This window comes from Streptomyces sp. SAS_272 (assembly GCF_052543235.1).
Genome location: NZ_JBMNDR010000001.1, coordinates 134,033 through 148,907, shown reverse-complemented (window position 1 = coordinate 148,907; position 14,875 = coordinate 134,033). Strand labels below are relative to the sequence as shown.

At 71.2% G+C, this 14,875-nt stretch carries 9 protein-coding genes and 1 pseudogene; 3 read left to right on the top strand and 7 right to left on the bottom strand.

Annotated elements, in window-relative coordinates; translation table 11 throughout:
• Positions 1 to 60: 60 nt before the first annotated feature.
• Positions 61 to 3,618, bottom strand: a complete 3,558-nt coding sequence (locus ACN6LD_RS00615; protein WP_445042176.1) for a BTAD domain-containing putative transcriptional regulator — start codon at positions 3,616 to 3,618, stop codon at positions 61 to 63.
• A gap of 141 nt (positions 3,619 to 3,759) precedes the next feature.
• Here ACN6LD_RS00615 and ACN6LD_RS00610 point away from each other — a divergent pair, with 141 nt between their 5' ends.
• On the top strand, positions 3,760 to 4,212 hold the full coding sequence (locus ACN6LD_RS00610) for a hypothetical protein (RefSeq protein WP_319197887.1): 453 nt from the start codon (positions 3,760 to 3,762) through the stop codon (positions 4,210 to 4,212).
• A gap of 438 nt (positions 4,213 to 4,650) precedes the next feature.
• Here the strand turns inward: ACN6LD_RS00610 and ACN6LD_RS00605 are convergent, their stop codons facing one another.
• Positions 4,651 to 6,114, bottom strand: a complete 1,464-nt coding sequence (locus ACN6LD_RS00605; protein WP_445042175.1) for an aldehyde dehydrogenase family protein — start codon at positions 6,112 to 6,114, stop codon at positions 4,651 to 4,653.
• Between the two features lie 139 nt (positions 6,115 to 6,253).
• Between ACN6LD_RS00605 and ACN6LD_RS00600 the strand changes: the two genes are divergently transcribed.
• Complete coding sequence (locus ACN6LD_RS00600; RefSeq protein ID WP_319189050.1) at positions 6,254 to 8,722, top strand: SpoIIE family protein phosphatase; 2,469 nt, start codon at positions 6,254 to 6,256, stop codon at positions 8,720 to 8,722.
• Here the strand turns inward: ACN6LD_RS00600 and ACN6LD_RS00595 are convergent.
• On the bottom strand, positions 8,617 to 9,315 hold the full coding sequence (locus ACN6LD_RS00595) for a TetR/AcrR family transcriptional regulator (RefSeq protein ID WP_445042174.1): 699 nt from the start codon (positions 9,313 to 9,315) through the stop codon (positions 8,617 to 8,619). The two genes, ACN6LD_RS00600 and ACN6LD_RS00595, sit on opposite strands and share 106 nt — an antisense overlap.
• A gap of 24 nt (positions 9,316 to 9,339) precedes the next feature.
• On the opposite strand from ACN6LD_RS00595, the gene ACN6LD_RS00590 reads away from it, so the two are divergent.
• Entirely contained in the window at positions 9,340 to 9,780 is a 441-nt protein-coding gene (locus ACN6LD_RS00590) for an alpha/beta fold hydrolase (RefSeq protein WP_445042173.1), read from the top strand.
• A gap of 196 nt (positions 9,781 to 9,976) precedes the next feature.
• On the opposite strand, the pseudogene ACN6LD_RS00585 reads toward ACN6LD_RS00590, so the two are convergent.
• The 4 genes and pseudogenes from ACN6LD_RS00585 to ACN6LD_RS00570 all read right to left on the bottom strand — a co-directional run.
• A pseudogene (locus ACN6LD_RS00585) lies at positions 9,977 to 10,474 on the bottom strand (GlxA family transcriptional regulator); the annotation flags it as partial.
• A 204-nt stretch (positions 10,475 to 10,678) separates the two neighbouring features.
• Positions 10,679 to 12,466, bottom strand: coding sequence for a thiamine pyrophosphate-binding protein (locus ACN6LD_RS00580; protein ID WP_445042172.1), 1,788 nt, complete (start codon positions 12,464 to 12,466; stop codon positions 10,679 to 10,681).
• A gap of 43 nt (positions 12,467 to 12,509) precedes the next feature.
• On the bottom strand, positions 12,510 to 13,178 hold the full coding sequence (locus tag ACN6LD_RS00575; RefSeq protein WP_445042171.1) for a ThuA domain-containing protein: 669 nt from the start codon (positions 13,176 to 13,178) through the stop codon (positions 12,510 to 12,512).
• Positions 13,175 to 14,785 carry an APC family permease gene (locus ACN6LD_RS00570; protein WP_319189041.1) on the bottom strand — a complete coding sequence of 537 codons (1,611 nt, stop codon included), beginning with the start codon at positions 14,783 to 14,785 and terminating at the stop codon, positions 13,175 to 13,177. The genes ACN6LD_RS00575 and ACN6LD_RS00570 overlap by 4 nt, the downstream gene beginning before the upstream one ends.
• Between the last annotated feature and the right edge of the window lie 90 nt (positions 14,786 to 14,875).

Below are 14,875 nucleotides of genomic sequence, written 5' to 3'. Positions count from 1 at the left end.
GAGCCGTACCAGGGGACAGGGCTCCCCGGTGGACGGCCTGCCGGTCCCCGGGGTGATCAGTCACCGTGCCCCGTCCTGTCCCGTCGACGCGATTCGCCGGTGTTCGTGATCAGCCATTTGGGACACGGCGAGGGCCCCGCAGGCAACCGACAGGGCCTTCACCTGTTCCAACTGCGCGAGTCCTTCGGCCTCACGGCCGGAGGCAGACAGCGCGGTACCTGCCGTCAGGCGGGCCATGGCCTCGTTGAGGGGCATCCGGGCCGCGCGGAACTCGGCAGCGGCCCGGCACGCGGTCGGGCCCGCTGCCGGGTTCTGCCGGGCGAGTTGTACCTCCGCGCGGGCCAGCAACACGAACCCGCGCCGACCGGACGGCCCGTCAGGGACTGCGCAGGCGGCCGCTGCGCGGTCGGCCCACGCCTCGGCGGCTGCCACGTCCCCCAGAGCCAGTTCCGCCCCGGTCAGCAGCCGGAACCACATCGGACGGACCATGGCTTCGAACCGGGACAGGTGCGGACCGCCGCCCGCTTCGAGCACCTTGCTGACACAGCCTTGCGGATCACCGTTGAGCAACAGCGTGTGGCCGAGCATCCCGACGATCGCCGACCGGCGCGCGCCCGCCGTGGGCCCGGCCGTGGCGAGTGACTCCTCACAGATCTTCAGTGCTCCGGCGAAGTCTCCCCGCCACAACGAGACCGCCGCGCTCACCGCCTCGGCCAACGAGCGCGGCTCGCTGCTGCCGACGAGCGACGCCGCCTCCAGGGCGTCTTCGGCGTAGGTCGCCGCCTCGTCCAGGCGCCCGAGCCACATCAGGGCGTAGGCGGAGGCCGCGAGCAGATCGGCGAGCACGAGGCTCTGACCGGTGCGACGGGACAATTCCAGGCCTCGGCCGAGATGGCGCAGCGCGGGGTCGTAGCGTTCCTGGAGCATCTCCGCCCAGCCCGTCATGACGAGCGTGTCCAGTCGCCCGGCCAGTCGCTGGTCCTCGGTGTCGTCGACTGCTTCCACCACACGGTCGAGGTAGTCGGTGGACCGGGCGTCGCCGGTCGACGTATGCGCCAGTGCCAGGAGAGCGCGAACCGCGGTGGTCTGCAGCGGGTCGCCGACACGTTCAGCGGAGTGCAACGCGCGTTCGCCCCAGTCGACGGCCGTGGAGAAGTCGTGCGTACGGAGCGCCACCACCGCGACCCCCAACTCGAGGGTGACGGTTTCCGGCTCCACCCGGCCGTCGTGGTCCGCCAACTCCCGCAGCAGGAGAGCGGTGGCCTTTTCGTACCGGCCGAGCGCCCACTCCATGGTGGCCCGGAGGGCGATCACCTGGGCCCGTCGGCCCCGTGCTCGCGCGGGCAGGAGGGACGCGGCGGTGCGCAGGATGTCACGGCTTTCCCGCAGCCGTCCGGCCATGCCCAGCGCGGTGGCCTGCTGGAGCCACAGTTCCGGCCGCAGTCGGCTCTGCTCGCCGAGCAATCGCAAGGCTTCCTGCGTCCAATGCGCGGCAGTGGCCGGTGCGATCGTCATCATCTGGCGGGCGGCCCGAACCAGCACGTCGACGGCGTGTTCGTCTCCGACTCGCGCCGAACGCTGGATGTGCGACGCCTGGGCGGTCAGCGGCGCGCCGTGCAGCGCCAGGCCGTGCGCGGCCCGCGTGTGCGCCTCGATCCGCCAACCGGCGCCCGCACCCTGGTACACCGCCGCCCGCACCAGCGGATGGCGGAACCGGAATTGGCGCGCGGAGCCGATCTGGCGTATGAGGTCCCGCTCCGCGACCTCGTCCAGGGCGGCAAGTGCCTGTGCCTCACCGGTCTGTGCCACGACTGCCACCATGTCGGCGTCGAAAGAGTCGCCGAGCACCGCGGCCGCCTGCGCACAGACCCGCCCTGTGGCCGACAGACCGCCCAGCTCCTCCAGCAGTGCGGCCCGCACCGACGGAGGCAGATCGTCGGCGACGGGCGCCGGGACGACCTGGGCCGCCGGCGGGCTTCCGTTCGCTGCGCTTCGGGTCAGCGCCTCCAGGTAGAACGGGTTGCCGCCGCCGGCCTCGTACAGTCGTCGGAAGCGCCAGTGATCTGCCCTGGCCCCGCACAGTTCCGCTCCCTCCGCCGGGGACAGCGGACCCAACTCGACCCTGGCCGCTCGTCCCTCCGCTCCTGCCCGGGCCAGCGCCGCGGCCAGTCGTGGCGGCGCCTGTCGGGGACGGTAGGCGAGGGCGAGCAGCAGCGGCGTTCGCGGCGGGTGCCGTACCAGATGGTCGATCAGCTCGGCTGTACCGTCGTCCGTCCACTGCAGGTCGTCCAGGCTGAGCACGAGCCCGCCGGCGGCACTCAGCGTCTCCAGCATCGTCCGCACCGCCCGGTGCAACCAGTAACGTTCCGCCGTCACCGGCTCCGGCCCGGCCGGGAAACGATCACAGAGTGCGGGGAAGACCGTGCTCAGCAGAGCGAACGCGCCAAAAGACGATCCGACCTGCCGGAGCCGGTGGAAGTCCACACTGGCGAGGTGGTCGTCCAACGCGTCCACGAACGCACCGTACGGAGCCCGGTCGAACTCCACGCTGCGTCCGGCCAGGGTCACGAAGCCGCGCCGTCCCGCACGCTCGCCGAGTTCGGCGAGCAGCCGTGTCTTTCCGATGCCCGGTTCCCCGACCACCTCCACCACCCCCGGCGCACCGGCCAGGGCGTCCTCGATCGCACGGTCGAGGACCGTCAACTCCGCTGCCCGCCCGATCAGACGACCGCTCGTCCGGGTCGGCCGCGGGGTCGGCGGACCGGGCAGGACGCCGCCGTCCCGTGCGGCGGGCGCGGGTGACGGGCGCGGCGAGAGGGCGGGCGCCGATCCCGGCGTATGTCTGACGGCGAGGCGGGCGGCCTGGACGTTCAGTGCGGGATCGCAGGCGAGGATCTGCTGGTGAAGTCGTTTCAGCGGGAGGCTGGGGTCACAGCCGAGCTCTTCGGCGAGCAGGAGCCTGGTCCGCTCGTAGTGGTTGAGGGCATCGGCCGGGCGACCGCAGCGGTACAGGGCGAGGATGTACTGACCGGCCAGTCGTTCGTCCAGTGGGTGGGCCTCGACCCGGGGGGATAACTCGGCCGGCAGTCCGGTGTGGTGACCGCAGCGGAGCCGAACGTCGGTGTGGTCCAGTTCGGCGGCAGTGCGTTCCTGTTCCACGGCGTCACGGAGGGCGTTGATCCAGGGGGTGTCCAGACCCGCGCAGGCGGCCCCCCGCCAGAGCCCGAGTGCCTGCCCGAACAGGGTCGCAGCCTGCTCGTCCTGCTCGTTGCGCACGGCCTCGCGGGCCCGCGCGGCGACGTCGCGGAACCGGTGGAGGTCCACTGCGCTCGCCTCGACGTCGAGGACGTAGCCGCCGGATCGCCGGACGATGTCCACCCCTTCGGAGACGGCCAGGGCGCGCCGCAGACGGGAGAGGTAGCCGTAGAGCGTGTTGCGGACCCGCTGCGGATGACGGTCGGCCCAGACGCGCTCGACGAGCCGGTCCACCGAAACGACGCGGTTGGCGTCCGCCAGCAGCACGGCGAGGACACACCGCTGCCGGGCATGGCCCAGATCGATGACGCGGCCGTCCGCACGCGCCTCGACAGTGCCGAGCAATTCGAACTCAACCGTCACAGCACGCCCCCGAGTCTCACGTCGCCACCCTGGCACAACACCTTCGATCAGCCCATTCAACGTTTGTCCAAGGTTCGCCGAGGGTCGGCCGCGCACCTTGGTCTCGTCCTCGCAATCGGGCCGACGAACCTAGGAGACACCATGCGTAATCGCACAGGAGCCGACGAAGCGACAAGCGTGAAGTGGGCCGTACGGACGGGCGCGCTCCTCTCGGGCGTGGCCCTGGCCGCCTCGCTGGGCGGCATCAGCCAGGCCCAGGCTGCGACGCCCAGGTCCTCCGCCGGCGTCCAGTCCATCGACTACATCTCCGGCAAGGACGTCACGGTCGGGAGCTGCAAGGGCTGGATGAACCGCAGGTCCACCGACGGCTACGTCCAGGGGCTCGTGCAGTCCTGGAACGGTGCGGACTGCGTCATGTGGCTGGAGCGCAAGGTCATCGGCTCGTACGACTACAAGTCCGTGTCCGACGGCTACGAGGTGATCAACACCAGCGCCTCGACCGGCTTCCACTGGAACGGCGCCAACGCCGGCTCGCGGGTCTGCGTCCACAACTACAGCACCGGGGCCGGCGCCTGCGGCGACACCGCCTGGTGAGCTCCCGTCACCAGGTCGCACACCGCGGAGCGGCTCCTGCAGCGGCGTGATCTCGAGCGGTGTCGGAGCCGGGCAGGCATCTGCGGCAGCCTGCCTGCCCGGCTCGCCGCCGAGATCGGGTGCCGGAACCGACATGCGGTGCGGGCGGCCCGCGCCTAGGACCGAACCGTTCCGGGTGGGCCGGTCCTGGACGAACCACTGCCCGAGGGCGCCGGCTGAGTCCGTAAGGGGCGGTCGGGCGGTCGGGCCGGGCCGGGCCGGGTCGGGTCGGGGGTCGGGTCGGGTCGGGTCGGGTCGGGGGGACCCTTCGTGCGGTCCGTGCGGTCCGTGCAGCCCGCACGGGCCGTACGGACCGCACAGGCCGTCGGGCCGCACAGGCCGTCGGGCCGCACAGGCCGTCGGGGCCTCCGGTCTCCACGGCCTGCCGAGGTCCCGCAGTCACACGGAGCCCGGGACCGTCATCCAGCGCCACTGGGTGAACTGCTCCAGGTTGGCGGTGCCGCCGATGCGGGAGCCGTTGCCCGACGCTCCCATCCCGCCGAAGGGGGCGTTCGCGGCATCCTTGGCGGAGACGTCGTTGAGGTGCACCATGCCGGTGCGCAACTGCTCGGCGACGGCCGCGGCCCTCGCCGTCGAACCGGAGTGCACAGCCGCTGTGAGGCCGTATTCGGTGTCGTTGGCGATCTCGACGGCCTCATGGTCGGTACGGAACGCGACGACGGGCGCGACCGGCCCGAAGATCTCCTCGGTGAAGGCGGGCATGGTCCGCTCGACGCGGTCCACGACGGTGGGCGGGTAGAACAGCCCGTCGCGGCGTCCGCCCGCCAGCACCCGTGCACCGGCGGCCACGCTCTCGTCCACGATGCGTTCGATCCTCGCGGCCTGGCGCTCGCTGATCACCGGGCCGAGGGCCACGCCCTCCTCGCGCGGGTCGCCGACCCGCAGCTCGTCGGCCTGCCTGATCAGCGCCTGCGTGTAGGACTCCACGACGTCGGCGTGCACCAGATGACGTCCGGCGGTGACGCAGGCCTGCCCTTGATAGCCGAAGGAGCTCATCGCCCCGGCCGCCGCCGCGGAGTCGATGTCCGCGTCGTCGAGCACGACGATCGAGTTCTTGCCGCCCAGTTCCAGGGCCACCCGCTTGAGCCCGTCGCCCGCGGCGCGCGCGACCGCCCGTCCCGCCGCGGTGGAGCCGGTGAAGACGACCATGGCGACATGGGGATCGGCCACGACCGCCTCACCGGTGCCGGTGCCTCCGGGCAGGACGTGGAGCAGCCCCTCGGGCAGTCCGGCCTCCTCGAACAGCCGCGCCACGACGACACCGCCGGACACCGGCGTATGGGGGTCGGGCTTGAGCAGAACGGCGTTGCCCAGCACCAGCGCGGGCGCCAGGGCCCGCATGGCGAACAGCAGGGGGGCGTTCCAGGGGTTGATGACGCCGACCACCCCCAGGGGTACCCGCCAGGCGTAACTGGTCTGGGCGGGCGCAGGCGGGCTCAGGATCTCGCCGCGGGGCAGCGACGCCAGACCGGCGGCCTGCGCAAGCTGGCTGAGTCCGGCCGCGATCTCGTAGTCGCCCTTCGCCGGGACGCCTCCGGACTCCCTGACGATCCACTCGCGGATCGCTCCGCGGTTGTCGCGCAGTGCCCGGGCGGCGCAGAGCAGGACCTCGGCGCGCTCCTGGGGCGCCGTCGCGGCCCAGGCCCGCTGGGCTCGGGCGGCCTGGGTCCCGGCCCGGGCGACATCCGCGGGCGCTGCGACGCCCACCTCGGCCAGCCGCTCCCCCGTGGCGGGTTCGTTCACCGGCTGAACACCGCCCTCGGGCTGCCGCCAACCGCCGCTGTAGATCTTCCCGGTCCATTCGGCCGCGTCCGGCCACGTCTCGTCGTCGGTGACGGTCATGGCACGACCCTCCAGCCCCGGTGGATTGGTCTATCTTTTAGGTTTAACGCCCTTATCGAGCATATATGTCCGACCATCTCCCCGTAGGTTGCTCGTGGCCGGGCCGGGACGCACGGTGGAAAGACCGAAGTGAGGGCGGATGAACGCGATGACGGGTTCTGACACCGCCGGCGGCGACCGGGCGGCGTGGCGGCCGGACGACCCCATCGACGAGTCGGCCACCGCCGGAGCCCGCGTGGACGCGCACGGCATCGTGACCGGGTGGAGCGAGGGAGCGCGGCAGCTGCTCGGATACCCGTCCACGGAGGTCATCGGCCGGCCCGCGGCGTCGCTGCTCGCAGGGGAGCCGCCCGCCGAGACGCTTCGTTCGCTGAACACGCTGCCGAGGTGGAACGGGACGGCGACTCTCCGGCACCGGGACGGCCACCGCCTCGCAGTGAACCTGCTGGCCCACCGCCGGGAGCCCGACGGCGAAAAGACGGGTCGCGGCGAGTGGCTCCTGGTCTCCCCCCTGGCCCGGCCGGCGTCGCCGCTCCCCGACGAAGCGCTGGTGACGTGGGCGTTCACCCGGTCCCCGATGACGACGGCGCTCTACGACACCGGCCTGCGGCTACGGCGGGCGAACGCGAACATGGAGCTGGTGATCGGTCTGCCCGAAGCGGCGATGCAGGGGCTGCGCGTATCGGAGATCGTGGTCGACCCGGAGAGCGACCGGACGGAACAGTGCATGCGGCGGGCGCTGGAGACCGGCGAACAGCAGCATCTGCAGCAGTCCCTGCACCTGGCGGGCCATGAGAGCGAGAGCGTCTGGACGACCCTCCTCACCCCCGTGCGGGACGCCGAGGGAACGATACGGGGAGTGCTCCTCTCCGCTTACGACGTGACCGAGGAGTACCTGGCCCGAGGGCGCCTGGCCCTGCTCAACGAGGCCAGCATCCGCATCGGCAGCACCCTGGACCTCGCCCGGACCGCGCAGGAACTCGCCGACGTGGCCATCCCCCAACTGGCGGACTTCGTCACCGTCGACCTGCTTCCCGCCATCGAGGGCGGCGACGATCCGCGCGCCGGCTCGCCGCCCAGCCCCGTCATGCTGCGCCGCGTCGCCTACCAGTCCGTCCTGGAGGGCTGCCCCGAGGTCGTGGTGGAACGCGGAACCGTGGCCGCGTACCCCGACGATTCGACCGCGGCCAGGTGCCTGACCACCGGCCGGCCGCTGATCGAGAACGTGACGGCTTCCGCGATGGACCGGGTGGCGAGCCAGACCCCGGACCGGGCCGAGCGGATGCGCCACTACGGCTTCCACTCCGTGCTGGCCGTGCCGATGCGCGCCCGCAGCATCACCCTCGGCGTGGCCACCTTCTCCCGCCACCGGCACCCGGAGCCCTTCGCGCAGGACGACCTGCTCCTGGGCGAGGAGATCACCGCCAGGGCCGCCGTCTGCATCGACAACGCCCGCCGCTACAGCCGCGAGCGCCGCAACTCCCTCACTCTTCAGAGCAGCCTCCTGCCGCAGCGGCTGCCCCCGCAGGCCGCCGTCGACGTCGCCTCCCGCTACCTCCCCGCCAGTGCGCAAGCCGGCGTCGGCGGCGACTGGTTCGACGTGATCCCGCTGTCCGGCGCCCGGGTCGCGCTCGTCGTCGGCGACGTCGTCGGCCACGGCATCCAGGCCTCGGCCGCCATGGGACGACTGCGTACCGCCGTACGCACCCTCGCCGACGTCGACCTTCCGCCCGACGAGCTGCTGACCCACCTCGACGACATGGTCATCCACCTGTCCGCCGAGGCCGAAAGCGCGAACGGCGTCGTCGGCGACATCGGCGCGACCTGCCTGTACGCCGTCTACGACCCGGTCTCCCGGCGCTGCGCCATGGCTCGCGCGGGCCACCCCGTGCCCGCGCTGGCGACCCCGGACGGCGCCGTCGTGTTCCCGGACATTCCTGCGGGCCCGCCGCTGGGGCTGGGCGGCCTGCCCTTCGAGGTCACCGAGATCGAGCTGCCCGAGGGAAGCATCCTCGCGCTGTACACCGACGGCCTCATCGAGGCCCGCGGCCGCGACATCGACGAAGGTCTCGACGCACTGCGCAAGGTGCTGGCCCGGCCGGCGCCCTCCCTGGAGAGCACCTGCGACACCGTGCTCCGAACGCTTCTCCCGGACCACCCCGCCGATGACGTGGCGCTGCTGATGGCCCGCACCCGCGCCCTGGACGCGGCCCATGTCGCCACCTGGGACGTGCCGCCCGATCCCTCAGCGGTCGCCCGGACCCGCAAGGACGCCACCCGGCAGCTGGCCGCCTGGGGCCTGGACGAGGCCGCCTTCGTCACCGAACTGGTGGTCAGCGAACTCGTCACCAACGCCATCCGTTACGGCGGCGCCCCCATTCAGCTCCGGCTCATCCGCGACCGCAACCTCATCTGCGAGGTCTCCGACGCCAGCAACACCAGTCCCCATCTGCGCCGGGCGCGCACCTTCGACGAAGGCGGCCGCGGCCTGCTCCTCGTCGCTCAGCTCACCCAGGGCTGGGGCACTCGACAGACGTACACCGGCAAGACCATCTGGGCCGAACAGGCCCTCTCCCCGACCTCGCCGCCGTCGACGAAGACGGACTGATCGAAGCCGCGGTCCCACCCCGGCCGCCTACGCGGCCGACGAGGCCACGACCGTCCCCCTCCCCTCCCTCGTCGGCCGGCAACGCTCCCAAGGCTCCGACCGCACGACTCAGCCGCGGGGCCCGCGCCGTGCAGGAGTGCGTCGATGACGAGCGTGGCCATTGCGTCCGGATCCTGTGCGGCAGGGTCCTGCTCCGCGCCGGGCCTGTCGACGGCTTCGCCGAGGAGGGCGTAGTACACCTGCCGCGTCCACGCCAGGTCTGCATCCGAGGCGATCAGCCCCTCGCGCTGCGCCCGGTTCATGAGGTCGACGGTGTGGGTGTCGATCTCCTCGCGGAGGGCGGCGGCTGCGGGGGTGTGAGCCGTGGCGTGACGGAGGGTGAAGCGCCAGGTGTTCTTGACGCGGAGGACGTTCGCCGTCACTCGGTGCAGCGCCACGAGTGCGGGAGCGGCCTGCGGCCGGGCTTCCTCGAGGGCGTCGACGAGCTGCCGCTTCGCGGAGACGGCGAGTGCCTCCAGCAGTGCCTGCCGGTTCGCGAACCGGCGGTGAACGGTGATCCGGGCGGGTCCCGCCGCCTCGGCGACCTGCTCCATGGAGGCGCCGGCGTCCTGGGCGGAGTGGACCAGCGCGCCACCGACCCCGACATCCTGCGGCACAGCCTGAAGGACAACCCCGGCCCCGAGGACTACCTCTTCCTTTTCTTCAAGAACACCCCCACCAGCCAGGCCGCGGGGAAGGAGTTCCTGCAACGCCTCGGGCAGCGCACCACCGGCCCCGACGCCCCCACCAGCCTCGCCACCCGCGATCACCAGCTCACCGCGTGGTCCGAGTGGGGCATCACCGACAAGTCCAAGCTGGTCCGCCTGAAGTCCCTCTTCCAGCCCGTCCTGGTCGCCGACGGCGAGAGCGACATCCTGATGCCCGTCGAGAACTCCCGCCTGCTGTCCGAGCACCTCCCCGACGCCCGGTTGCACATCTACCCGGACGCCGGCCACGGGTTCCTCTACCAGTACGCCGTCAAGTTCGGCACCGAGGTGAACACCTTCCTCGACCGCTGACCGCACATCCGCCGCGAGACGGTCGCCGACGCCCACGCCGACAGGCACGGTGACCGCCGAGCGGCAGCCGTACCCCGCCGGCACGGAGCCCGGCGGGGTATGCCCCCACGACCGGCCCGATGCCGCCCAGGACCCGGAAGCACAGGTCCTGGACGCCCAGGACCCGGACGCCCAGGACCCGGTTTCGGGGCCTGGCTCACAGGGGACCCGGGCCCGTCGGCGCCGTACGGAACGTACGGCGGTATGCCAGCGGGGACACCCCGATCGCCGCGTGCAGATGCTGTCGCAGCGAGGCTCCCGTCGCGAAGCCCACCTCGCCGGCGATCTGGTCCACGGACAGATCGCTGGACTCGAGCAACTGCCGTGCCCGGTGGACCCGTTGCTGGATGAACCAGCGTCCGGGGCTGGTGCCGGTCTCCTCCTGGAAGCGGCGTGCGAAGGTCCGTGCGCTCATCCGCGCGTGCCCGGCCAGATCCGCGAGCGTCAGCGGCTCGTCGAGGCGTTCCAGGGCCCACTGCCGGGTCGCCGCCGTTCCCGCCGAGGACGGGTCGGGCACGGGCTGCTCGATGTACTGCGCCTGGCCGCCCTCCCGCCACGGCGGTACGACGCAGCGCCGCGCCACCCGGTTGGCGAGCTCGCTGCCGTGGTCCTTGCGTACGACATGGAGGCAGATGTCCAGGCCGGACGCGGCCCCCTGCGTCCGGGCTGCGCTGGAGGAGAGCGCACACCGGCGCAGCAGCTCTCCGGCGTGACGCTCCCGTTCGGTGACGAGGCCGGCCGGCTGCTCGGACTGTGCACTGCGGCAAGGCCGGGATCGTCGACATGTGCCGTCGCGGTGACCGCACGGTCGGTCGACCCGGCCATGAGCCACGGCCGCCGGCAACCAGCGGGCCAACCGTCAGAGGTGCTGCTCGGTGGCCCGAGTACGGCTGTACTCCTCCTGTCGCTCGTCCGTGATGTACGCCGGGATCGGGAAGTCCCACCAGCCGGGGACCCAGGGGCCCGCGGCGTCGCGGTCCGTGGGGACCTCGATCAAGGCGGGGGCCCCGGACTGGACCGCCTTGCGCAGCGTCGGCTCCAGGGAGGCGGCGTCGTTCACCTTCCACGACTCGATCCCGAAGGCCCGGCCCATGGCCGCGAAGTCGGGGCTGTACGGCGATCCGTCGGGGTGCGAGAACTCGGTGCCGATGTGGCGCGAGGTCTGCTTGCGCTGGCCGCCGCGGATCGACATGTAACCCGCGTTGTTCTGGACGACGAAGATCACCGGTGCGCCGGCGGTGACGCTCAGGGCGATCTCCTGGGAGGTCATCAGGAAGTCGCCGTCGCCGAGGACGCACACGACCGGGCTCTCCGGCCGGGCCAGCTTGGCGCCGACGGCGGCCGGGATCGCCCAGCCCATGGAGGAGAAGCCGCCGGAGGTGAGGTGGGTGCGCGGCGAGTAGACCGGGAAGGTCTGCTTGACCGCACCCTGGGTGTTGCCCGAGCCCGCGACGATGATCGCGTCACGCGGGAGCACGTTGCGCAGGGCGCCGAGCGGACGCTGTGAGGTGAACGGGAAGCGGTCGCTGTCGCGGCGGCCGGCGAGCTTCTCCTCCCAGTCCCGCTTGAGGCTTGCGAGTTCGGCGAGGTACTCGGAGCGGTCGGCGCCCTGGGAGGGCAGGGAGTCGACGATGGCGGCCACGGCCCGCTGGGCGTCCGCGACGATGCCCACCTCGGCGGGGTAGTTCTTGCCGATCTCGTGCGGGTCGATGTCGATGTGGATGAGCTTCGCGGGCGGGATCGAGAAGCTGATGCCCTTGGCGTAGCTGGAGGCGGACCAGTCGGTGAAGCGGCAGCCGATCGAGATGACGACGTCGGCTGAGCTGGCGATCGCGTTGCCGGTCATCGTGCCGGTCTGGCCGACGCTGCCGGCGAACAGCTCGTGGTCCTCGGGGAAGGCGCTCTTGCCGTTCCACGTGGTGACGACCGGGATCTGCCACTTCTCGGCGAGCGCGAGGACCTGGTCGGAGGCCTCGGAGGTGATCGCACCGCCGCCGACCACGATGACCGGCCGGGTGGCCGCGCGCAGCACGTCGACCGCGCGGTCCACGGCTTCCGGGTCGGGGTGCTGGCGGCCCACCGGGATACGGCGCTCCAGGTCGTGGAGTTCGACGTTCGCGGCCTCGGCCTGTACGTCCATGGGGACTTCGAGGTGCACGGGGCCCGGGCGGCCGGTCAGCATGGAGTTGAAACAGCGGTGCAGGACGAAGGGGAGTTCCTCGACCCGGGTGACGACCCAGTGCCGTTTGCTGACGGCCTCGGCGACTTTGGGGAAGTCGTTGGCCGTGTAGCGGTCGAGTTCCTGGAGCAGTCCGTGGCCGCGCATGTGGGTCGGCGGGCCGCCGGTGACCACGAGCACGCTGGTGGAGTCCGTGAACGCGGTGCCCATGCCGATGACGGTGTTGCTCGCGCCGGCGCCGATGGAGGTCACCGCGGCCTGCGGGCGGCCGGTGACGCGGTAGTAGCCGTCGGCGAGGTGGACGGCGCTCTGCTCGTGGAAGGTCTGGATGAAGGGGATCCTGGACTCGTCGTCGAGGAAGGCGTCGGTCAGTGACCAGATGCCGTGGCCGGGGATGCCGGCTACGACGTCGACCCCGTAGTTGCGCAGGGTCCGCGCGACGATCTGGCCTCCGGTGAGGACGGGCATGGTGGGTTTCCGATCAGCTCGGGTCGGACGGTGGAGTCAGGGGTCAGACGTTCTGACGGGCGGCCCAGGCGAAGCCCTGGGTGCACAGGCGGGTGACGTCCGGGTTCTGGAGGTCGTCCAGGTCGTGTCCGACCGCGCTGTAGAAGACCCGGCCCTCGCCCCAGGTGCGGGTCCATGCCTGAGGGATCGTCTTTCCCTCCAGCCACGGCAGGTGTTCTCCGGTGAAGGCGGTCTCGGCCAGGACGTGGTTGTTGGGGTCGACGGACATGTAGTACTGCTCGGAGGCGACCCGGAAGTCCTTGACCCCGGCGGTGACGGGATGGCCGGTGTCCGTGACGGTGACCTCGTAGGGGTATTTCACGCCTTCGCCTGCGGGGTGTTCGAGGAAGCTGCCGCCGAGGAGCCAGTGGTACTTGAGGCTGGTGCGGAACGCGGCGGCCGCGCCGTGCCAGGCGGCGATCCCGGTGCCGTTCTCCACCGCCCTCAGCAGGTTCGACTCCTGGGCTGTGGTCAGCCCCTCGGACAGCAGGGCGTTGTTCCAGTTGAGGGCGATGAGGTCGTAGCCGGTGAGGTCGGCGTCGAGGGAGAAGACGTCGTTGGTCTCGTCGACGTCGAAGCCGAGGTTCTTGAAGATCGGCAGGGCCCATTCCTCGGCCACCTGGTAGGGCTTGTGCCCCGGCCAGCCTCCGTACAGATACAGGACGCGTGTCATGCGGGGTTCCCTCCGGTCGTGCTCTCAAGGACAGCGGCGCGGCTGCGCAGGCGCTCGGCCACCTCCATGGCGTCGCCTTCCGGCGCGGTGGACTTGCGGTCCGGCTTCATGGTCAGCAGGTACACCAGGCCCACCGCCGAGACCAGGAGGAAGCCGACGAGTGCGATCCACTGGTCCACGAACGAGGTCCCCGCACCGCCGGTGGGCAGGGCGAGCAGGATCATCCCGAGCACGCCGTACACCAGGGCCGCCACGTTCACCACGAAGCCCCAGCGGCCGAGGGTCCAGGCTCCGGCGGGACGCCAGCCCTTGAGACGCATCCGCAGAGCGGCCAGTACGACCATCATGAACGCCGCGTATCCGGCCAGCACCTGGAACGACACGATCTTGGTGAGGGAGTCGGGCGAGAAGTAGACGAACACGTAGATCAGCAGCGGCGCGACGTTCACGGCCAGCAACGCGTTCATGGGGACGCGGTGCTTGCGGGAGATCTTCGAGAAGACGCGGGAGCCCGGGAACATGTCGTCGCGGGCGAAGGAGAAGACGATCCGGCTGGCGGCGGCCTGCTGGCTCATCACACCGGCGATGAAGGACGTGATGATGACCGTGAGCACCGCCTTCGTCCCCACGATGCCGAGCGAGCTCTGCAGGATCGAGGGGATCGGGTTGGTGTCCTTGCCCGAGAGGATCGAGCCGAGGTCGGGAGCGGCGAGCGCGTACCCGACGAACGCGAGGAGCGCGGCCACTCCACCGACGGCCACGGTCAGCTGCATGGCCCGCGGGATGCTGCGGGAGGGATTGGGGACCTCCTCAGCGATCTCGCCGCACGCCTCGAAGCCGTAGAAGAGGAAGAGTCCGACGAGCGAGGCGGCGACGAAGGCCACGAGGTAGTTGTCGTGGTTGGAGCTGCTGGTCTGGAAGAAGATCGAGACGGAGTTGTGCCGTTCGAAGATCAGCAGGTAGAAGCCCACGAGAACGATGCCGATCAGTTCCGCGGCGAGTCCGATCTTCGAGATCAGAGCCAGGGTCCTGGTGCCGAAACAGTTGCAGATCAGGCAGACGACGGTCATACCGATCGCGATCCACAGACGCTGGGCGGGGGTGGAGCTGATGCCGGGCGCGTCGGTTGTTCCCGCGAAGAGGCTGGCCAGGAAGTCCGAGCTGAAGAGCGCGGTGCTGGTGATACCGATGGTGATGGTGCAGATGTAGATCCACGCGTTGAACCACGCGTAGCGCCCGTTCCACAGCCGTCTCACCCATTGGTACAGCCCGCCGGCGAGCGGGAACTGCGAGACGACCTCACCGAAGACCAGCGCGACCAGGAACTGCCCGGCCCCGACGATGCCTATCCAGAAGATGGACGGTCCCCCGGCCGTCGCCAGACCGACCGCGAAGAGGGACACGACACCCACGAGGGGCGAGAGGTACACGAAGCCCAGGGCGAAGTTGCCCCACAGGCTGACCTTCCGGTCGAACTTCTGCTCGTAGCCCAGTACGGCGAGCAGTTCCGCGTCCGCGGCCGAGGAGACGGGGCTCGCGGCCCCGGCGGAGGGGCTTCTGGGGGTGGATGGAGGCGCGGTGTGCGCCTCGTTGTCGGTGGCTGACATGACGATCTCCGTGGGTCGAGGGGGACGTGCTCCTTGTCGAACGGCTGCCGGGCCGCTTCAGCGGGCCGGCATAAGGCGCGATCCGTCATC